General features: G+C 41.9%; 18 protein-coding genes and 1 pseudogene. 13 read left to right on the forward strand and 6 right to left on the reverse strand.

All coding sequences use genetic code 11. The features are described 5' to 3' along the window. Positions 1-22: 22 nt before the first annotated feature. The 8 genes and pseudogenes from AC59HZ_RS13290 to AC59HZ_RS13325 form a co-directional block, all read left to right on the forward strand. Positions 23-157: pseudogene (locus AC59HZ_RS13290) on the forward strand (heterocycloanthracin/sonorensin family bacteriocin); the annotation flags it as partial. Between the two features lie 40 nt (positions 158-197). Beyond that, positions 198-539: a hypothetical protein gene (locus AC59HZ_RS13295; protein ID WP_496546604.1), complete on the forward strand. Its 342-nt coding sequence runs from the start codon at positions 198-200 to the stop codon at positions 537-539. A gap of 38 nt (positions 540-577) precedes the next feature. Further along, positions 578-2,539: a putative thiazole-containing bacteriocin maturation protein gene (locus AC59HZ_RS13300; protein WP_496546294.1), complete on the forward strand. Its 1,962-nt coding sequence runs from the start codon at positions 578-580 to the stop codon at positions 2,537-2,539. Further along, on the forward strand, positions 2,536-4,482 hold the full coding sequence (locus tag AC59HZ_RS13305) for a TOMM precursor leader peptide-binding protein (RefSeq protein WP_496546295.1): 1,947 nt from the start codon (positions 2,536-2,538) through the stop codon (positions 4,480-4,482). The genes AC59HZ_RS13300 and AC59HZ_RS13305 overlap by 4 nt, the downstream gene beginning before the upstream one ends. 265 nt (positions 4,483-4,747) lie before the next feature. Next, on the forward strand, positions 4,748-5,170 hold the full coding sequence (locus AC59HZ_RS13310) for a DUF1801 domain-containing protein (protein WP_496546296.1): 423 nt from the start codon (positions 4,748-4,750) through the stop codon (positions 5,168-5,170). A gap of 51 nt (positions 5,171-5,221) precedes the next feature. Beyond that, the gene (locus tag AC59HZ_RS13315; protein WP_223589028.1) at positions 5,222-5,416 is read left to right on the forward strand and encodes a YwbE family protein; all 195 of its coding nucleotides are present in this window, start codon (positions 5,222-5,224) and stop codon (positions 5,414-5,416) included. Positions 5,417-5,449: 33 nt separating this feature from the next. Further along, positions 5,450-6,109 (forward strand): DUF429 domain-containing protein, encoded by a 660-nt coding sequence (locus AC59HZ_RS13320; protein ID WP_496546297.1) that lies wholly within the window; start codon positions 5,450-5,452, stop codon positions 6,107-6,109. Then, complete coding sequence (locus AC59HZ_RS13325; protein ID WP_496546298.1) at positions 6,093-6,269, forward strand: hypothetical protein; 177 nt, start codon at positions 6,093-6,095, stop codon at positions 6,267-6,269. The genes AC59HZ_RS13320 and AC59HZ_RS13325 overlap by 17 nt, the downstream gene beginning before the upstream one ends. Positions 6,270-6,549: 280 nt before the next feature. On the opposite strand, the gene AC59HZ_RS13330 is transcribed toward AC59HZ_RS13325, so the two are convergent. Further along, the gene (locus AC59HZ_RS13330) at positions 6,550-8,160 is read right to left on the reverse strand and encodes a bifunctional metallophosphatase/5'-nucleotidase (RefSeq protein WP_496546591.1); all 1,611 of its coding nucleotides are present in this window, start codon (positions 8,158-8,160) and stop codon (positions 6,550-6,552) included. A 229-nt stretch (positions 8,161-8,389) separates the two neighbouring features. Here AC59HZ_RS13330 and AC59HZ_RS13335 point away from each other — a divergent pair, with 229 nt between their 5' ends. From AC59HZ_RS13335 to AC59HZ_RS13345, 3 genes are all read left to right on the forward strand, one after another. After that, positions 8,390-9,166: a class I SAM-dependent methyltransferase gene (locus AC59HZ_RS13335; protein ID WP_496546299.1), complete on the forward strand. Its 777-nt coding sequence runs from the start codon at positions 8,390-8,392 to the stop codon at positions 9,164-9,166. 31 nt (positions 9,167-9,197) lie between these two features. Continuing rightward, positions 9,198-9,371 (forward strand): hypothetical protein, encoded by a 174-nt coding sequence (locus AC59HZ_RS13340; RefSeq protein ID WP_496546300.1) that lies wholly within the window; start codon positions 9,198-9,200, stop codon positions 9,369-9,371. 114 nt (positions 9,372-9,485) lie between these two features. Further along, entirely contained in the window at positions 9,486-10,664 is a 1,179-nt protein-coding gene (locus AC59HZ_RS13345; protein ID WP_496546301.1) for a GNAT family N-acetyltransferase, read from the forward strand. A 295-nt stretch (positions 10,665-10,959) separates the two neighbouring features. Here AC59HZ_RS13345 and AC59HZ_RS13350 read toward each other — a convergent pair whose 3' ends face one another. Next, complete coding sequence (locus AC59HZ_RS13350; RefSeq protein WP_496546302.1) at positions 10,960-11,115, reverse strand: hypothetical protein; 156 nt, start codon at positions 11,113-11,115, stop codon at positions 10,960-10,962. Positions 11,116-11,325: 210 nt separating this feature from the next. Next, a complete protein-coding gene (locus tag AC59HZ_RS13355; protein ID WP_496546303.1) occupies positions 11,326-11,871 on the reverse strand; it encodes a cysteine hydrolase family protein in 546 nt (181 codons plus the stop codon). A 117-nt stretch (positions 11,872-11,988) separates the two neighbouring features. On the opposite strand from AC59HZ_RS13355, the gene AC59HZ_RS13360 reads away from it, so the two are divergent. Further along, on the forward strand, positions 11,989-12,432 hold the full coding sequence (locus AC59HZ_RS13360) for an Lrp/AsnC family transcriptional regulator (RefSeq protein ID WP_496546304.1): 444 nt from the start codon (positions 11,989-11,991) through the stop codon (positions 12,430-12,432). Between the two features lie 56 nt (positions 12,433-12,488). Here the strand turns inward: AC59HZ_RS13360 and AC59HZ_RS13365 are convergent, their stop codons facing one another. Next, positions 12,489-13,937 (reverse strand): L,D-transpeptidase family protein, encoded by a 1,449-nt coding sequence (locus tag AC59HZ_RS13365; RefSeq protein ID WP_496546305.1) that lies wholly within the window; start codon positions 13,935-13,937, stop codon positions 12,489-12,491. A 252-nt stretch (positions 13,938-14,189) separates the two neighbouring features. Next, on the reverse strand, positions 14,190-15,413 hold the full coding sequence (locus AC59HZ_RS13370; protein ID WP_496546306.1) for an MFS transporter: 1,224 nt from the start codon (positions 15,411-15,413) through the stop codon (positions 14,190-14,192). A 367-nt stretch (positions 15,414-15,780) separates the two neighbouring features. Between AC59HZ_RS13370 and AC59HZ_RS13375 the strand changes: the two genes are divergently transcribed. Further along, the gene (locus AC59HZ_RS13375) at positions 15,781-16,995 is read left to right on the forward strand and encodes an MFS transporter (protein ID WP_496546307.1); all 1,215 of its coding nucleotides are present in this window, start codon (positions 15,781-15,783) and stop codon (positions 16,993-16,995) included. A 197-nt stretch (positions 16,996-17,192) separates the two neighbouring features. On the opposite strand, the gene AC59HZ_RS13380 is transcribed toward AC59HZ_RS13375, so the two are convergent. After that, positions 17,193-20,171 carry a glycoside hydrolase family 2 TIM barrel-domain containing protein gene (locus AC59HZ_RS13380; RefSeq protein WP_496546308.1) on the reverse strand — a complete coding sequence of 993 codons (2,979 nt, stop codon included), beginning with the start codon at positions 20,169-20,171 and terminating at the stop codon, positions 17,193-17,195. Positions 20,172-20,485 lie beyond the last annotated feature (314 nt).

Below are 20,485 nucleotides of genomic sequence, written 5' to 3' on the forward strand. Positions count from 1 at the left end.
TCCTTGGCAAAACGATCTTCAAATGTTGAATGTTGGTGATTTCCAGGCTAGCCAAGCAGTTCCTTTTGACTTAAACCAGTACTATATTGATCAGGCACGTCAATTGGGTGGCCTTGGCGGTATCGGTGGCCTTGGCGGTATCGGTGGCCCTGGCGGTATCGGTGGCCTTGGCGGTATCGGTGGCCCTGGCGGTATCGGTGGCCCTGGCGGTATCGGTGGCCTTGGTGGTATCGGTGGTATCGGCGGTATTGGTCGCTGTTTTAGTTGCTTTAGCTGTTCCAGCTGTTCTAGTTGCTTTAGCTGTTCTAGCTGTTTCAGTTGCTCTAGTTGTTTCAGCTGTTCTAGTTGTTTTCATCACTGTGGAGGCTGTGGCCGATGCGGAGGCCACCGTTGCGGCGGTTAAAAGCTCTAGTTTTGGAATAATTCAGTGGTCCTCCCATGTAAAGAGAACGCCCCTGCCTGAGTTTTTGCAGGGGCGTTCTGTATTAGAAAGACATAAGGGACAAATAGAGATACATAGGATTATAGTGATGAATTGATGCAGAATTGAGGATCAATGCGGCTAAGGAGGAACGATATGACAAGTTTGAACCCTTCTATGCGTCTGAAAGTAAAAAGGGACACATTTTTTCTCCCTGATTCTAACAAAAGTGTGTATTTTCGGAATAACATTAGCTCGTTCCGTATGGAAGGCAGTACGATTGATAAGTGGGTTGAAAAGCTGATTCCGATGTTCAACGGAGAGTACTCCTTGGAGAATTTAACAGACGGTTTACCGGCCCTATACAGGGAACGGGTGTATGAAATTGCGGAAGTACTGTATCGAAATGGGTTTGTCAGCGATGTAAGCAAAGACCACCCGCATCAATTGGAGGATCACTTGATTAAAAAGTACGGTTCTCAAATTGAATTTGTGAACAGCTTTGTCGATTCGGGGGCATACCGTTTTCATTCCTACCGGCAAGCCAAAGTGCTGGCAGTTGGATCCGGCCCTTTTTTTGGTTCGTTGGTTTCATCGTTGCTGGATTCAGGTTTACCTAAGTTCAAACTGCTAATCACGGACAAGATACCGACCAATAGAAGGCGGTTAATGGAACTAGTGGCACACGCTCATAAAACAGATCAAGAGGTGGAAGTAGAGGAGATTACACTAAAGGAGAATGGGGTTAGATGTTGGAGGGAAATGGTCCAATCATTTGATGCCGTTTTGTATGTATCAGAGGAAGGCCATCTGGAGGAACTGCGGCCTATTCATTCGGTTTGCCTGGAGGAGAAGAAGATTTTTCTCCCCGCTATTCGTTTACAGAAGGTCGGTATTGCGGGACCACTGGTGCATCCGGACTCTGACGTGTGCTGGGAGTCTGCGTGGCGCCGATTGCACCATTCTGTGCTCATGAAAGACAGGCAAATAACCGGCTTCTCTTCCACAGCGGGAGCGATGTTGGCAAATGTGATTGTATTTGAATTGTTTAAAAAGATTACGGGAGTGACCACATCAAAACAGAATGATGAGTTCTTCCTGCTGGATTTGGAAACAATGGAGGGAAAATGGCATTCATTCTTTCCGCATCCACTCGTGACTGGACGAATGTCAGCTAAATGGGTGGAGGAAACCGAGAAACTGTTCGAACATAGCTCGAGAAAAGGTGAGCCAAGTGAATTGCTTCTTTACTTCCACCAGTTGACATCAGAGGAATCAGGAATTTTTCATATTTGGGAAGAGGGAGATTTAAATCAGCTACCGTTAGCTCAGTGCCGCGTTCAGGCGGTTAATCCATTGTCAGATGGGCCTGCCGGATTATTGCAAGAGATAGTCTGTACAGGTCTAACACACGAGGAGGCAAGAAGAGAGGCAGGACTTGCCGGGATTGAGTCATATGTGTCTCAAATGGTCGATTTGATGGTTCCAACTCTATCTTCACCTTCAGAGGTTAATAGTTTGGTAGAGCCACGAAAATTTGTTGGCATTGGTTCAGGGGAAACAGTGGCGGAAAGTGTATGCCGCGGGTTGCAAAAGTGTTTGGAAGAGGAATGGAGCAAGCAGCATCTTGGTAAAAAGAATTCTGTCACTCGAGTGCAGGTAAGTAGTCTGGAAGATGAAAGGTGCAGGTTTTATTTACAGTCATTGACTACGATGCAGGGAGAGCCAATTATCGGATTGGGCAAGGAAATTTCGGGTTTCCCTGTGGTATGGGTTGGAACGTGTGAAGGTTGGTATCGCAGTGTAGATGTGAATATTACGATGGCATTACGAAAGGCGTTACAACACGCTGTTTTTGGAGGTCAAAACCAATCATCATTCTCACCTACACTTCCAATGGAGCTTAGGTCAGTCCATCTGGAAGAAAAGGAGCCGCAGACTCTTGATATCCCATCTTATAACGAGGGAATCCAAGCTGATACGTTAAAGTCCGCATTAGAAGTCTTAGAACGTAATGATAAGCGGCTTTTGGTCTTTGAACTAGAACTTGAGCCTTTTTTGAAAGAGAAACTGGCAGGAGTGTTTGGTGTATTGCTTAAGGGGGAGGAATCCAGGTGAGCCCAGTCGTATTGGTTGTCGGAGAAGGGGTGATGGCGGATCGTGTGTGCGAAGAATTATTCGCCCATTACCATGTAGTGCGCCAATCCAAATTCGGAACAGTTATACCTAAAAAAATGGATTTAGCTCTGGTGTTGCAGGATGCCTGGAGTCCCTCCGACCATCTAAAGGCAGAAGACGTTTTTAGGCGAATCGGCACTCCATGGCTGCGAGGCTTCGTTTCATTTGGAGAGGGTGTAGTCGGCCCGCTTGTACAACCGGGGAAACCGGGGTGCTCTCAGTGTTCGGACATACGACGTTACATGGCAGGACGTGATCGGAAAGAGATGCGGGAGATGCATGATAGGTTGAAGGAGAACGGCGTAATAACGCAGGATGTATGGGCATCTCATTCAGGTCTTTTGCAGTTGGCACACCTCATTGGGGCGGAGGTACACCGAATTTTGCAAGGTAATGATGCTCGCTCGGAAAGACAGATCGGTTTAATCAATTTGAAAACCTTAACGAGTACATGGCACACCTTTCTGCCTATCCCATTTTGCTCAGTGTGCAGCGGATTACCTGATGATTCGGAGGAGGCTGCACGCATTTTATTTCAGCCAAGTCCGAAAATCAGCAATAACAGTTACCGCTCCCGTTCGTTGGAGGATCTGAAGAAGGTTCTGGTTAAAGACTATCTGGATCATCGAACTGGCTTGTTAAATGGAAAAATGGTTAATCTCGTACCGCCATTTGCCGATGTCAGTGTCAATCTGCCTTTGCTGCAAGGCGATGAGGGAACGGCAGGACGAACCAATTCGTATGAAGTAAGTGAGTTAACCGCCATTTTAGAAGGACTAGAGCGATACTGCGGATTGGAACCCCGCGGGAAACGTACCGTAGTCTACGATAGTTTCATCCATTTAAAAAATAAAGCACTCAATCCTATCAAAGTAGGTGTGCACGCAAAGGGGCAGTATGAGCAGCATGGATTTCCCTTTCAATCTTTTAATCCTGAACAACCAATGAATTGGGTTTGGGGTTATTCATTTTTGGAAAAGCGTCCCATTCTTGTACCCGAATTGCTTGCTTATTACAGTTTGGGCTGTGGGCGACAAGGATTTGTCTATGAAACTTCAAACGGATGCGCGCTAGGCGGAAGCATGGAGGAGGCCATTTTCTACGGAATTATGGAAGTGGTGGAGCGTGATTCATTCCTGATGACCTGGTATGCGAAGCTGACCCTGCCGCGTCTTGATCCTTCATCGGCAGACGACCAAGAATTGCAGTTGATGATCGAACGAATGCGGGCAGTTGCGGGATATGATCTGTATTTGTATAACTCGACAATGGAGAACGGAATTCCAAGCATTTTTGCTATTGCGAAAAACAGGAAGCAAAAGGGATTGAATCTCATCTTTGCGGCTGGAGCACATCTTGATCCAGTGCGTGCGGTAAAAAGTGCAGTTCATGAGTTGGCCGGCATGATGTTGACTCTTGATGAGAAATTTGAGACGAACCAAGAGAAATATCTAAGAATGTTGAAGGATGCATCCCTGGTACAACAAATGGATGATCATGGCATGCTCAATGGTTTGCCTCAGGCAGAGGAGCGTTTTGCGTTTTTACTGAATGATAATCGACCATTACGGACATTTGCTGATGAGTTCAACTGGAAGTCGAATCATATGGATCTTACAGAAGATCTGAAGGATATTCTTCAAGTATTTCGCCGATTGGAACTTGATGTGATTGTGGTAGACCAGACGACACCGGAATTGATACGGAACGGATTGTATTGCGTAAAAGTGCTGATTCCAGGGATGCTGCCGATGACTTTCGGACACCACCTTACCCGCGTAACGGGTCTGGAGCGGGTGCTGAAGGTACCGGTGGAACTCGGATATTCGAAACAACCTCTAACGGTCGATCAGCTCAATCCACATCCGCATCCGTTTCCATAAGGGGTTGCTAGGATAATCCAGCTCCCCATCGGTTTTTACCGAAATCGCCCTTGGTTGAAGGGGAGTTTGAATGGTTAACTGTTTTAAGGTAAAGGATTTCTACCATTTCCAGTTGAAGAACGTTCCTATGGCTATTTGAAAATATTTATTATAACAAAAACCTTGCTGATTAACCCAGCAAGGTTTTTGTTATAATGGAAAGAGAATATTTGGAAAATTAATTATAGAAAATGGTTTCAGAACGTTATAAGGAGAGATTGATACAGTGTATGAACTAAAAACAAAAGAAACGGAAAACAGTGTTATTGAGTTTATTGAGAAAGTTGATAGCCTTAAGAAACGGGAAGACGCGTATAAACTTTTAGATATTTTTACGGAAACAACGGGTTATCCAGCGAAGATGTGGGGACCAAGTATTATCGGATTTGGTTCCTATCATTACAAATATGAATCCGGCCACGAAGGCGATGCACCGCTAGTGGGCTTTTCTCCTCGAAAAGCAAAAATCAGTTTGTATTTTGCACCGGGTGATACAAAGCGAGAGGAACTGTTAATGGACTTCGGAAAATATACAACAGGAAAAGCGTGTGTGTATATCAATAAGGTTGCCGATATTGATGGAGAGGTTTTAAAAGAGTTAATTAACCAATCTGTTTTGTTTTTGAAAGAAACCTATCCGAATGAATAAAGGGGATGCAGTGCCAGCTGCTGTTCCTATATATGAAAGGAGATAATTGAAATGTCAGGCACGATACGAGAAAATATTAAACCCGGAATCAAAGTACGGGTTGTACAAAAACAAGACCAGCGTACTGGGAAATTAACAGAAGGTGTGGTCGCAAAATTGCTAACCAAATCTGCCACACATCCGCATGGTATTAAGGTTATGCTGGAGAGCGGTATTGTTGGCAGAGTGAAGGAAATAGTGAATTAATCGGTAATAACAGTAGAAAGAGAAGGCTATTTTATGAGAGTAATCGGTATTGATTTGTCCGGACCAAGCAATCATAGGGATACGGTTCTTTCAGTATTTGAAAAACAAGGGAGCCATTTAAAATTTGTTAAATGGATTAATCCTGTAAGTGATCAGGGAATCTTGAATGAGATTTTAGATCAAAGTCAAATAGATGAAGTAATTGTTGGAATCGACGCTCCATTATCCTATGAGGACGGAGGAGGGGACCGGCAAGGTGACCGTGAACTTAGAAAGTTTATTGTAACATTAGGGATGAAGCCGGGTTCTGTCATGACTCCCACTATGACTAGGATGGTCTATTTAACTTTAAGAGGAATCAGGCTTAGTAGGGAAATAGAAAGTCTTAAAACTCCACATCCTATTTCGATTGTAGAAGTGCATCCTGGCGCTGTTATTGGCTCAAGGATTTCTCCTAATGATATGAAGTATGTCTTGAGCTATAAACAAAACTTATCAGCGAGAATGTTTATTTGGGAATGGCTAGGACAGCAAAACTTAACAGAACTCCCCATTTTTAAAGAGGAACAAAGCCATTCTATCGATGCTTGTGCAGCAGCATTGGGTGCCTGGCATTGGAAGGACCCTTCGTTAGGACCAAAATGGATTCTTCAAGCAAATCCGCCTCTGCATCCCTATGATTATTGTTGTTGAATTACGTGGAAAAGGTAAACAAGACGGCTCTAATGCCGTCTCGGTTTTTGATATGTTTGTATCCCTTATTGACCAGAACTATCGTCAGTTTGTGATCCATCATCAGTTTGTGAACCATCATCGGTTTGTTGGGTATTGGGATCATCCGTTTTCGAACTAGTGTCTGAGCATGCAGTAACCACGCCTAGTAACATCAATGCTGACATCAGAGCAAATAACCACTTTTTGAAAGATTTCATTTTTTTATTCCTCCTTGAATGCTTGCATTTGGTATTACAGTCTTATCTTACAAGTTTTAATAGAAATAAGAATGAATTTTTCCATTTCTTAACATAACTTAACCGTTTCATAAAACGCCTGAAATATTCATTATTCAAAATTTACAGATTATTAATGAAATTCATAGCCTCTTAAATTTCGGTGGGGTAACGATCATTACCTTATCGGATTTTTTGAATCCGTCCTTCAAGGATGGGAGTGAGCGGAACTGTAAACTGTAACATGTATTTTTTAAACACATCAACATCTATAGAACCAACAGTTTTATGTGTCCCTTTAAGGAAAACCTTGAAATTGTCACCTCCACCGGCAAGGTAGTCATTTACTGTTACGGTGTATGTTTCTTTCGGATCAATCGCTTTTCCGTTAGCAGAGAAAATATCAACCACCTTGCTTCCAGCAGGTTTCGTGTCGTCCCAGGTATATTTCAACCCGGAAATTTGCAGCATTCTCAATTTAGCGGGCTGCCATTGCTGATTTAAAAGGAGGCGGATTTGATCGCCAGTCAGTGTCATTTTAACGAGTTTTCGTCTAAAGGGAAGAATGGTTAATAGCTCCTCATAGGTAATGTCTCCGTCACGAAGGTCCGCACGAATTCCTCCGGGGTTAATAAACGAAAAATCTGAATGCATCTCTTTTCTCAAAGAATCAGCAATGAGATTCCCCAACGCGGATTCTCCATTTTTGTTTCGACTGCTAGTGATTTCTATAGCTGCCTTGCCAACGACTTCATCAACGAAGGAAGAAACATCGGCTTCATACTTTTCGACCATTTTCTTGATTTCGTCATCCGGTTTAATCGAATCCTGATAGACCATCACAATTTCCGCCTTTTTGCTCACAATCTCTTTCGTGATGGAATCAAGCTCTAAGGAAACATCAGAGAAAGCCGTTCCATAAGAATAGGCTTGAACAAGCAGCTTTCCATCCACTTCTGTATTTAGATACGTATGGCTGTGGCCGGCAAACATCACGTCGACTTCCTTGTCTACCTTTTTGGCCATTTCAACGATTTCACCGGTAGCGGGACTGTCGGGACGAGCCTGCCTGCCTTCATTATGAGCCAATACAACGATCGCTTTTACACCTTGTTTCCTTAACTGTGACACCGCTTTATTAATGGCGGTTACTTCATCAACGAATTTAATGTCTTTTATTCCATCAGGATTAACCATGGAGGGTGTATCGTCTAAAACAACACCAATAAATCCGATCGGTATGTCATTTACTTTGATAATTTTATAGGGAGGAAGGAGTGGTTTACCTGTTTTGATGTTAATAACATTGGCACATATATAGGGGAATTGAGTACCTTCAAAAAATCCAGTATTGGGGTGGAATCCTCCTTGAATCAAGCGCATCATTTCTTTCTCACCTTGGTCAAATTCGTGATTTCCCAAAGTTCCAACATCGAAGCCTATTTTGTTTAACACTTTGATGGTTGGTTCATCCTGCAGTAGTGAGGATACGGGGGCACTCGCTCCAACCATGTCACCTGCATGAACCAAAAGGGTGTTCTTATTTTTAGCTTTCCTTTGCTTCAAATAGGCAGCGAGATAGTCTATACGGCCAACATCCTTTCCATTAAATTTCCGGGTGATGTTTAGCTGACCGTGAAAATCGTTTACGCCAAGTAATTGCAATTGAATGAAACGCTCCTTATTATTCTCGTTGCTTTGGGAAAAGCCTTTATTATCCGGAATCCCAGAGGCCATAACAATGCCCGCCGTCAAAGAAGTTGTTAGAACAAAAGCAAGAATTGCTTTGTTCATGGCGTTCCTATTCAATGTTCTTTTCACTCTTTCTCTCGCCTCCAAATCCTCTAGTTAGTTACAACTAAAGCATAAGGAAGGAATGTTAAGTTTGATTAACGATTTTGTCAATTTTCAGTTAATTTAAATGGCGGCCGTTTAAATAATGGCTACTGAAATGATTTGTTTTAAATACTTGCTACGTGGTAAAATTTAACTGTTTAGAATCGGATCGAGGTGGGGGATTAAAGTGGGAATTGATTTTCATAGTAAAAAAAATCGTGTTACCTATACAACCAGAGAAGCTGATCAAACATGGATTGAAGCCATAAACGGACTTGTTCCTATCGGAAAAATTTCTAATGCGGTCGATATAGGCTGTGGCGGAGGAATTTATTCAATGGCACTATCAGACATGGGTGTCGCTAAGGTTACGGGTGTAGATTTTTCCGAACCGATCCTTGAAGGAGCAAGAGAAAACTGTAAAGAATATAAAAACATATCCTTTAAGAATGGAAGTGCGTTTGCATCTGGTTTAGAGAGTAATAGTTTTGATTTGCTGCTGGAAAGAGCATTAATTCATCATTTTAGTGATTTACCAGCCTGCTTCAATGAAGCATATAGAATTCTTAAGGAGGATGGTTTCTATATCGTTCAAGACCGTACTCCTGAAGATTGTTTAATAGAAGGAAGTAATACTCATATTAGAGGATTTTTCTTTGAACTTTTCCCACGATTAATTGAAACGGAAACGAAGCGCCGACACGATACTCTTACTGTTGTCTCAGCTCTTAAGGAAGCAGGATTTAAAGATATTCAAGAGATAACATTATGGGAAACAAGAAAGGTCTATGAAACGAAAGGTCAATTACTTCAAGATTTGAGTGAAAGAACGGGCAGAAGTATTTTACATGAATTAGATGATAACGAATTAAAGGTATTAATAAATCACATCGATGAGTCACTTAAATCAGAGACGAATATCGTTGAAAAAGATAGATGGACCATTTGGAAGGCAGTGAAATAAGCTTTCAAAGGAATTTTTAATAATATGTTCATTGCAAGTAAAAAATATAAATCCATACAAATTAAAGCAGGTGATCAGTATGAAAGATGAGGAGAAAGATTTGCTGGCTGAAGCCCTTGAAAAGTTTGAAAGTTTGGAAGCACAGGCAGTCGATGGGATCACAATCGCACAAATGGAAGATTTACTAAAGCAATGTTTTGAATGAGCTTGGGATAGGATCCTAAGCTTTTTATTTTTTGACTGTGTTAAAAGGATAAAATTGGAATGTAACCGTTTTATATGCGATAATTTCAGTTGATGAAAAAGGGGGATGGTCTAAATGTTAGTAAGAGAAGTAACGGAAGCTGAATTCTTAGATTCAATGAAACTATCAATGTATGCCTTTCAATATAAGGTTCCGGAATCTGAACTGCCAGCCAGAAAAGAAGCAGTAAAAAATCATAGGATTTTAGGAATATGGGATGAGAAGCTTCTCGCTGCCAAATTACACATTATCCCGTTAAACATTTACATGAACGATGCCGAATGGAAAATGGGCGGCATCGCCGGGGTCGCCACGTATCCTGAATATCGACGAAACGGGTATGTCAAGGCACTCATGATTGATTCCTTGAAACAAATGCGCGATAACGATCAGATTGTATCGCTTCTGCACCCATTTGATATCTCTTTTTATCGGAAATACGGATGGGAAATATTAAGTGAAAAGAAAAAAATCACGATTGAAAAAATTGATCTAAAGTTTCTAGAACCGCAGGAAGGTTTTATTAGGAGAAATTCAAAAGAGACCCATAACGAAGAAATAGAACAAGTTTATGCGCAATTTTCTTCCCAATTTACTGGCATGCTAAAACGTGAAACAAATTGGTGGAAACAAAATATATATGATGACGATTCCCAGCTTGCTGTCTACTATGATTCCGAGAGCAGGGCAAAGGGCTATATTTTGTACCATCTGAAGGAAAGAAAGATGGATATCGAGGAGCTGGTTGCCCTTGACCAAGAAGCAAGGAAAGGGTTATGGAATTTTATCTGCCAGCATGATTCCATGGTTGAAACAGTAACACTGAATCTGGCTAGTCACGATCCTTTTCCTTATTTCCTGACGCAACCGAGGGTAAAAACAGAGTTATATCCATATTTTATGGCGAGAATCGTTGATGCTGAGGAATGTTTGCGGAGATTTTCGTTTAACAATAATGAAGATGAGCCCTTATTCCTGCATCTTGAAGATTCACATGCACCTTGGAATAATGGAAGCTATTTACTTGGAAATGGTGAAATAAAGGTATTTAAAGAAAAAGCAGGGGCTCAATGTGTACACCCTCCTAAAAAAGGAATTCGCTTAACGATCAATTCGCTTTCAGCGATCTTGTTTGGATACAAAAGACCTGTGGAGCTTTTTGAGATGGGATACTTAAAGGGGTCCAAGGAAGAGATTGAGCTTTTTGAAAAAAAGGTTCCAGTGATGAAATCATCATTTTTTGATTTCTTTTAATAGTTGTGGTTAAGGAGCCTCATTGAGGACATTTCTGTTGGTTTATTAACTAGTTTTGTCCCCAAGAAGCCCTATTGAGGACATTTCTGTTGATTTATTAACTAGTTTTGTCCCCAAGAAGCCTCATTGAGGACATTTCTGTTGGTTTATTAACTAGTTTTGTCCCCAAGAAGCCTTATTGAGGACATTTCTGTTGATTTATCAACTAGTTTTGTCCCCAAGATCTTATTAATGCAAAAAAGGAATTGTTCATATGACAATTCCTTTTTTTTATATCGAGTTTATTTGAAACTTTTCATGGCCCATAAGAGTTGAAGTTTTCTGGTGGGTATTCTTTAATTTTCTCCCTTAGCTGCCTTTCATCTGGCGGATTCGACCCAGATCGTTTATCAAAATAAATTGCAATTCCGCCTAATATAATAACAGGCATCAGTATATATAACCAAATCATTTTGACACCTCCAAAAGCTTATTACTAGTATTATATTATAAAATTAACTTTTTTTTACAATTTTTCAGAAAGTCGTTTTTCCTATTCGGACAGCTATGGTAATTTCAAAGGCAATCGAGTCTGAATGAGTGGCTCCTCAATAAAAAAAGAGAGATCGGTTTTAAAACCAATCTCCCTTTTTTATTAGTGGTTCTTCAAGATCATGTTAGCTTACCGTTGGAGGAGATCCTCGGTCGAAACGGCATGGGCATATATTCCGTTAAGTGCACTGATAAACGCATAATGAACCTGTTCAGCTGGCACTTTCTTTTCTTGATAAGATAAGTCCCTTGTCGTACATGCATCTTCAATAAGTGTACATTCAAAACCCAGGTCCCTTGCAGCTCTGACCGTCGCATCGATGCACATATGCGTCATCATTCCGCAAATCACTAGCTTAGTGACTCCGTTTTCTCTTAATTTGTTTTCTAATTCCGTATTGAAAAAGCTATTAGGTCTATGTTTTACGATAATACTTTCATGCTGTAACGGTAAAACGGCTTCATTAATTTTGGCTCCATCTGTGTCTGGAAGAAAGAACGTTGCCCCTTCTTGAATTGAGATATGCTGAATATGAAAAACAGGATGGTTATTCTGTCTAAACCATTCAAGAATGTTACCTGCATTTTCAGCTGCTTTTCCAGGATTGCTTAATTCCATCTTTCCATTTGGAAAATAGTCATTTTGAATATCAATTAAGAGTAAAGCTGTTCTCATTTTTTTCCACCTCATCAAAAATTGATTATAATAATATCATAGATAATCTCCTGATTTTAATCGATACTTTGATGAAACACTTTTAGCAAAAATAATTTCATGGTGAAAGGAATTTATATGGAACTTGATCAAATTGATTTTCAAATCCTCCAGTTATTAACGGAAAATTCACGAATTCAATGGAAAGACCTAGGGGAGAAAATTCATATGACTGGACAGGCAGTAGGGAATCGTATTAAAAAACTTGAGGAAAGTGGTGTCATTAAAGCCTACTCCCTAATAGTCGATGAAATGAAATCAGGGCTCATCTTTACAGCGTTTGTCATCATTCATATGGAAACAGCCAACCATGATTCGTTTATTCATTTTATTAAGGGGAGAAATGAGGTAGTTGAAGCTCACCGAATATCAGGAAAAGGATGTTACCATTTAAAGGTAATCGTTAAATCCCAAGAAGAATTGAATCTGTTTCTTGATAAACTTCTCGAACATGGGAACTATAGTTTAAATCTATCCATACAAGAGATCAAACAACAGAATCCGTTGACTGCAACTTTTTAATAAGTCAAAACCATAAAACAAAAAACAGGAAATCATTAACGATTTCCTGTTTTTTTTTAATAGATGACTACCGGCTCGTATGTGCTGAGATTCTCATACACGGTTTTCATAGCATTTACCGGTGTGTTGACACAGCCATGCGATCCTGCATTTAGATAGGCATTGCTTGCCCAGTTTGACCGAAAGCCGGCATCGTGGAATCCTTGTCCATCATTCGTAAAAGGAGCCCAATAATTAACTTGGACTTGATAACTAGGTTTTCCTCCAAGTTCTCTGCCCGTTAGTGTGGCAGGTGTCCGTTTATAGAGAATATACCAAACTCCTTTTGATGTATCATTACCAGTGCTGTGTTTGCCGGTAACGACATTCGTTGTAGTGGCTAATTTCCCATTTCTGTATATCCAAATCCGCTGCTCAGCAATGGATACTTCAGCATAGGTATCGCCAATGCCATTGTTCGTTAACGTGTCAAAACCGTAGCCTTCACCTTTCCAGCCATGGCCGATGATATTAGAAGCCGTAACTGATTTCTCTGCTTTTTCAAAAGCGGCCTGAACCAGTGCAACTTCTTTGTCCACATCTAATGCCCAGCCATACCCTTGTCCTTTGACCGAAATGACTTTGCCTGAATGGGTCTTAAAGGAGAAATTTTTATTCAATGTGGATTGAGTACTATTAATTTCGGCAATTTTTTTGTTAATGTCGCTTGGGTCAATCGTTACCTTCATGTCTTTTGAAACAGAGGCACTTTTAATTAAATCGCTGGCTTTTAACGTATGAACTTTATCCTGTACCTTATAATCAACCGTCTGCGCAAGGAGTTCCTGCAGCTTCTTCTGTTCATTTTTGATAACCTGGCTGTCCTCTTTGATTGGCTGTATGAATACAGGTTGAAGACGGATTTCACTCGTATATAAATGCTCCTCATAGGCCTTTAAAAGGCTGGCAACATCATACTGCTCCCCGTTGATGCTTTTTGAGACAACGATTTTACCTTGTTCCAAATGAACCTCTGCATCTTTCGGAGCTTTTAAAGTCTTATTCATAGAAATTAGCTTTTCTTCCACTTGTTTTTTCATTGTCTCGCTGCGGTACTGATCCAAAGTGCTTGGCATTAATGAAAAACTTTTTGCTTTTGAAGAAGGAAAAAAGCTCTGCTGGCTTTTTAATAATTTTTTGACTCCAGGCAGATCTGTACTCGTAAATTTCATTTCTGTATCGTTTCCATCTAAAATTTGCTGTTGTCCGACATAGACTACGTTCTTTAATACGGAAGTTTTTAATTTTTTAAGGGCTTGCTCAGCCGTTAGTCCCCCGACCTTTGTGCCATTAATCTTTACATTGGCGTTAAAGTGTTTTGCCTGATAATAGCCGATTGCCGCTATTACGACTGCAATAATAATGATGATACCTGTTGTAATGAACTTCCAGTTGGCAAAACTTTTCTTTGAGCTGCTACGACGTTTACCCAATTCTTCTACTGATTGATTTAATGCACTTTCCAAAAAAATTCCCTCCCGCAACGGTGATCAAGCTTTTCGCCCACCGTTTTAAAACTTTAAGTTTTACTTTCAAAGATTACAATTATATTACTCTATTATTACATGATAACTACTATTCTACTAGAAATTTGAGTCGAACTTTGTCACTATTTGTACACATGGAAAAATTTAATAAAAAAATACTAACTAAACCTAAAAAAAGCCCCTATTGGGGGCCAAAGAAGGAGGGAGGATAAATCCGGGTCATATTTGTATTTAAACTGAGGTCACATCCTTTTGTGATATTCTTCTCTTCCGGTAGGATTTTGTAGAAATGGCAGCAAGAAGGAAAATGGCAATAAGAATATAGGCAGCACCGCCAATCAAACCTAAGGAACGCGGTAAAAGATAATGCAGCGCAAACCCAGCTAAAAACATGGAAATACCCAATATCGTGTTACCGATTGTTGCCAAAAGTCCAAACATCGTTCCATGATACTTCTCAGGAATCTCCTTCATTAGAACGGTATCAAAACTGGCATTCCCAATGCCAGACATAAACGCCACACCGCAAAACAAGAGAAACGCAAAGCCAACGAAATGGGTACGGCTCAATAATAATAGAAACGTTCCTTCAAGCATTAAACAGAGTAAACCAGTAACTAAAAAATTTTTTCGTAATCGATTCGCGACTGAGTAGCTTAACGTCAGACCAATCCCCAATGCCCCATAGAACAGTCCTACCCCCACATCTCCCATCTGAAACTCATTTACGGCGTACACGCTTATGAGGACATTATCGATTCCGTTCATGAAAGCAATTAGTATTTCGCAGATTAATAGGATTTGAACGGGAGTAGACAGGCTGATAACTCTCTTAAACACAAACCAAAGCGACTCTTTTTCGAGAAGTGTCCCTTCCGTAGCCTGTTTATTTTCAGGAAACGAAATGGTTGAAATGATCGCTGCTGCACCTAAAAAGGAGGCTGCATTGAACCAAAAGGTAATATGAGGGCCAAAAATAAAGGCCACGATTCCTCCAGAAAAAGCGCCGCCTATTAATACAATGCCGATCAAGACTTGTTCCAAACTGTTCACCTTAATGAGCTGATCTTTTTTTACGAGCAGCGGGATGGCCGATTTTCTTGCTGGAGCATAAATGGCTTCCCCCGCCGCTAAAAGAAAGGAGCTTACATAAACAATCCAGAGATCTTCTTTGCTGTCCACCAACAAGAGGGTTAAGGCAAATACAATCCGAATTAGGTCTGTTGTGACCAATATCATTTTTCTTGGAAAGCGGTCAGCAAGCCTTCCGCCAATTGGTCCAAAGATGATAAATGGTATCAGCCGGATGGCTAGTGTAATGCCCACGGCAAATCCTGATCCTGTTAGCTGCAGCAGCATCGCTAATACGGCAACTGAACTAAAGCGGTCGCCAATTCCGTTTACGACTCCGGCGAGAAATAGTTTTCTATATTGTTTTTCTTGTCTTATAAACATTCCATCACCTTCTTTTATAACAATCTAATTTCATGTATATCTAATTAATTGGATAAAAAAATACGGTGCACCTGTACACCTGAAAACTAATTTAATAACTATCTAATTAGATGATAATTGAATTACTGTTGATAATCAAGTGTTTTATGAAGATTTAAGTGCAATTTTTAAGGTCGTTGTCACTATGAAGGAGCCAGAGTGCTCGTGGGATACAATTTTTAATGTCGGAGGGCACTGTGGGAGGAACACAGCGGGTTGCACGTTCGCTCTAAGTCGGATTTCTTAACGAGTAGTGCTGAAAATAGTATAATATTTCGTATTCCTAAAGTATTTTTGCAGCTATTTTCGAAAAGGGCGTGAAACATAATTGCTTCAGTTAAATAATTCTATTCTCCGTCAGCCATCTTTTGCAAAATTTTGGTTCTCGCGCATTTTGGCCTCTACATCCTTTCAGATGCTGTCCGTGGCAATAGGATGGCAAATGTATGACTTGACTCATGACGCCTTTAGTCTCGGTTTGGTGGGACTGGCTCAGTTTATCCCGATGGTTCTGCTCACCTTAGTTGTCGGGCAAGTGGCCGACCGCTTTGACCGTAGAAAAATTGTTTTTTGGTGCCTGCTTATTGAAGGAGGGATGGCCGGTCTTCTGCTTTATGGAAATCATGCCGGTTGGCTTGGCCGCGAACAGATATTACTGGCAGCTGCGATCATCGGAGCTTGCCGAGCATTCGAAGGTCCCGCTTCATCAGCCCTATTGCCACAGTTGGTACATAAAAAGATTCTTCCACAGGCGATATCTTTAAGTACTACGGCTGGGCAAACAGCTCAAATCCTGGGTCCGTCCCTTGGCGGAGTGCTTTTTTCGTTAGGACCCGCTTTCGTTTATAGTACAGCAACCGTAGCATTGCTGGCTGCAGCCATCCTGACCTATTTAATCACCGGCATGGAGCAAGCAGTCCGAAGGGCAGAACCCGTATCAATGCGCTCCATCTTATCAGGCTTGGTGTTTGTCTATCGCCATCCAGTCATCCTTGGAACCATTTCGCTGGATCTCTTCGCTGTCTTGCTTGGCGGCGCGACAGCTCTTTTACCAATATTCGCACAGGACATTCTTCATACTGGTCCTTGGGGATTGGGATTAATGCGGACGGCACCGGCGGTTGGGGCACTGGTTGTGTCAATTATATTGGGTTATTTTCCATTAAAGAAAGCCTATGGCCTTACATTGTTTGGGGCACTCTCTGTATTTGGATTATCCACCATGCTTTTCGCTGTTTCGACGAACCTGATTGTTTCATTGGCAGCCTTGTTTCTAATCGGAGGCTCGGACGTGGTCAGTGTGGTTATTAGGTCATCACTTGTGCAGCTGCAAACACCTGATGAAATGCGGGGCCGAGTTAACGCGGTGAACGCTCTCTTTATCGGTACTTCCAATCAGCTTGGCGAGTTTGAGTCGGGAACGCTTGCTGGATTTTTAGGAGCGGTTCCGGCTGCATTCATTGGTGGACTTGGAACGGTTCTTGTTGCCGGTCTGTGGATGTATTTATTTCCTTCCATCAGAAAGCTCCGTTCTCTCTCATAAAGTGTAAGGAAGTTATTACTAAACAAAAGGGTCGGCCTTCTAAGATTAAATAGTAGAAGGCCGACCCTATTTTTATTATTTTAAATGGTAGTTTTTTTAATCAGAAAGCTGTGCCCAGAGCAAGGGGACCACTAAGAGTTGGAATGAAATTCATCTTTTCCTAACAAAATAGTATTGGCCCCTCCTACGAACCTCCATCATGATTTCTTCTTAGGCAAAAATACATAGTCGAACACAAATTCTTTCTCCGTCAAACGATATTGCTCCAGTGTATAGGGCCCGCAGCTGCCAGAGCCGACTCCGGTCATGGCATAGTCAATGTTCCATACGGTACAGCTGCTTTTTTGCAGCTCGAAATGGTGTTTCTTTGCAGCCAGCTCTTCACGAGTATACTCTGAAGCGCAGAAGCTAAAAGGCGTTGTGCTGCATACCTTGATCGCCGTAGCCGCGTTTGACAATGTGCATTCTTCGGTATCGTAGTGTGAACCGTTCTCCTGCGGATAAATATAGTTCTCGAAAAGCTCCGGCACTGTTGCATGAAACTTGCTTTTATAACAGCCTGCATGCTTATCGGCATAGCTCTCATGCGGACCATAGCCGAAATAGGTGCAATTCTGAAAATCTTCGGTAAGAAAATAGCGCATGCCAAAACGCGGCAGATAGGCTAGATCTTTGCGCACCGATACGTGTAAAGTCACTTCTATGGCTCCGCTTCCCTGCACTTTATAGACGGCCTTCATCGTACAGAAAGGCGCTGCACGATCTGCTACAAGCGACAGAGGACAGGTAATGATAACACATGAATTAGATTGTTCTACCGACGTTTCGTACGTATAGGCATAAGCTGCATCCAGCCGCAGGCTTTTCCAGGAATGTTGACCGAAACTGGCAATTCCAGCCTCAATCATATCGTTATCCGTAGGGGCGCGGTAAATATCAAATTCTGCCGGTTGAGCAAAACACTCTTTGCCGTCTACCACACATGAATCAAAAGTACCAAGTGTTGTATTAAAATGATAGGAAAAAGCTTCGCCACACACGAGCCATCCAGTTTCGGTCTGCTTAGCCGTTACGGCGTGATGTGATATCGGCAAGATTACGCTTGATTTCTCTGTGGAAAGATCAAATTGATCAAACCCAAGAGGTGTTCCTTCAGGAATCAGTGGATGTTCGGCCTTTTGCACATATTCAAATTTCAGATACACACGAGATCCGTCAATTTGCGGCAGTGAAAGCGGCAATCGTGCTTTCGTGTGTGGAGCAAGGTTGAAATCAGCAATGCTGCCTTCGGTTATTTTTGTACCGCTTTGCTCCAGTGTCCAGACGATGGTAAGAGCATCGGAAAGGTCGGCAAAGTCTAGTTTATTTTCAGCCCAGAATGTGTTTCCTTGCCTTGTAACATGAACAGGACGCGCACAGTTTTTCAGCTCCAGCAGACCGGTGTGTGGCGTGCGGTCAGGATATACCAGCCCATCTACACAGAAATTCCCGTCATGCAGCACTTCGCCAAAGTCCCCGCCATAAAGATACAGCACGTTGCCACTTGCATCATGTTGTACAATAGCATGATCACACCATTCCCACACAAAGCCGCCAGCAAAACCAGAATAACGATAGAACAAATCATAGTATTCGGTTAAGCTGCCAGGGCCATTACCCATGGCATGAGCGAACTCACACAGAATCAATGGCTTTTTACATTCCTGAGCCAGTTTTTCAGTGGTTTCAAGGTCTGGATACATATAGCTTTCTAAATCTAGATTATCAAAATTGAATTTCCCTTGATCTTCAGGCATAAAATTCTTGGATTCATAATGAAGAAGGCGTGTACTATCCAAGTTCCGCACAGCTTCAATAGCGGCTACTGTATTGACGCCTAAGCCGCTCTCGTTGCCTAGTGACCAGATCAGCACGCACGGGCGATTGATGTCACGAGTGACAAGACGCTGCACACGATCCACAATAGCCGTTCCAAACTGCGGGTCGTGATGTACAAGCGCGTACCAGTCATTATCGCGCCAACCATGGCTCTGCCATGCGCCATGCGATTCCATGTCTCCCTCGTCAATCACATAAAATCCATATTCATCACACAGATGATAAAATTCAGGTGCATTCGGGTAATGCGATGTGCGAATGGCATTGATGTTATGCTGCTTCATCAACTGCAAATCCCGCACCATTTGCTCACGCGAAGCTACATAGCCTGTATCGGGATAGCTATCGTGACGGTTTACGCCTTTTAGTTTGATAGGTTGCTCGTTGACAAGTAATACATTGCCCTGTACAGATATCGAGCGAATCCCGATCGTATCTACAATGCGCTCCTGCAAGGTGTCAAGCACCATCTGATACAAATACGGCTGCTCGGCATTCCAAAGCACAGGGTGATCTATACTCAGGCAAAGTGTGTCATCGCAAGTTTCTCCCTGCGCCACAAGCGTGCCTGCTGCGTCCAGAATTTTGATGGATTTAATAAGTGCTTGACCGAAATCGTCAAACTTGAAAGTGATAGCGGCACTTTCTTGTTGTCTTGATGTTTGCACCACATAATGGCGTACATGATGTTGCGGGCGTTTCAATAGATAAACATCGCGGAAAATGCCCGACATGCGGAATTTATCCTGTGCTTCCAGATAGGTGCCATCACACCATTTCAGAACGACGACGGCGATCTCGTTATCACCATCCCGCAAGAACGGGGTAACATCATATTCAGCAGTGGAATGTGATACTTGACTGTATCCTACAAATACTCCATTGAGAAATACATAATGACAGGAATCCACACCTTCAAAATTCAAATAAAACTGCATTTCTTCTGTAAGCTCCACTGAAAAGGTGCGTTTATAAACACCGCACGGGTTTTCTTTTGGCACAAAAGGCGGATTGTACGGAATTGGATAATCAATGTTGACATATTGATGCTTGTCGTACCCGTACATTTGCCAGTTGGATGGAACGGGAAGGACGCTGTCTGAAACACCTTCCAGAGAAGCTTCAGCATAGGAAGGATAATACGCAAACTGCCAGCTGCCGTTTAAGAGTAATACACGCTCATTGTCTGCTTTCGATGAGGTGGTTGTACTGGGTGCACAAGGAATGTAATAAGCCCGGTCAGGCATTGTGTTGACCCTAACGATCTGCAAATCCTGGTGATAGTTGTAATTCATCATATCTCTCCATTCCCGCGTGATTTATAAAATTTGTACGTCTGCTATCATTGTAGTTAGGGAGGTTTTTCTTGCTCAACAAACAAATATGCTGTTCTTTTTGTTTTTCAACACTAGAAATCTCTAAAAACTAACGATTTCTTCAAAGTGTTATAAATCGTTGAGGCGCAATTTATTTAACACTATAAAATTAATTGGAATTACGATCATCTGATGCAGCGAATTATCGGAATGGTGGAACAGGAATATTCCAACACCAAACTTTGCCTCAGTTCCATTGCTGAAAAATTGCGCCTATCATCGAACCATGTCGGCCA

It is taken from the genome of Neobacillus sp. DZ-9 (assembly GCF_059587065.1).

What these genes read in the sequence shown, in the direction of transcription:
- AC59HZ_RS13350 (WP_496546302.1), bottom strand. Translation starts at nt 11,115, where the DNA reads ATGATTTGGTTATATATACTGATGCCTGTTATTATATTAGGCGGAATT.
- AC59HZ_RS13360 (WP_496546304.1), top strand. Translation starts at nt 11,989, where the DNA reads ATGGAACTTGATCAAATTGATTTTCAAATCCTCCAGTTATTAACGGAA.
- AC59HZ_RS13315 (WP_223589028.1), top strand. Translation starts at nt 5,222, where the DNA reads ATGTCAGGCACGATACGAGAAAATATTAAACCCGGAATCAAAGTACGG.
- AC59HZ_RS13300 (WP_496546294.1), top strand. Translation starts at nt 578, where the DNA reads ATGACAAGTTTGAACCCTTCTATGCGTCTGAAAGTAAAAAGGGACACA.
- AC59HZ_RS13330 (WP_496546591.1), bottom strand. Translation starts at nt 8,160, where the DNA reads ATGAACAAAGCAATTCTTGCTTTTGTTCTAACAACTTCTTTGACGGCG.
- AC59HZ_RS13325 (WP_496546298.1), top strand. Translation starts at nt 6,093, where the DNA reads ATGATTATTGTTGTTGAATTACGTGGAAAAGGTAAACAAGACGGCTCT.
- AC59HZ_RS13380 (WP_496546308.1), bottom strand. Translation starts at nt 20,171, where the DNA reads ATGATGAATTACAACTATCACCAGGATTTGCAGATCGTTAGGGTCAAC.
- AC59HZ_RS13355 (WP_496546303.1), bottom strand. Translation starts at nt 11,871, where the DNA reads ATGAGAACAGCTTTACTCTTAATTGATATTCAAAATGACTATTTTCCA.
- AC59HZ_RS13320 (WP_496546297.1), top strand. Translation starts at nt 5,450, where the DNA reads ATGAGAGTAATCGGTATTGATTTGTCCGGACCAAGCAATCATAGGGAT.
- AC59HZ_RS13370 (WP_496546306.1), bottom strand. Translation starts at nt 15,413, where the DNA reads ATGTTTATAAGACAAGAAAAACAATATAGAAAACTATTTCTCGCCGGA.
- AC59HZ_RS13345 (WP_496546301.1), top strand. Translation starts at nt 9,486, where the DNA reads ATGTTAGTAAGAGAAGTAACGGAAGCTGAATTCTTAGATTCAATGAAA.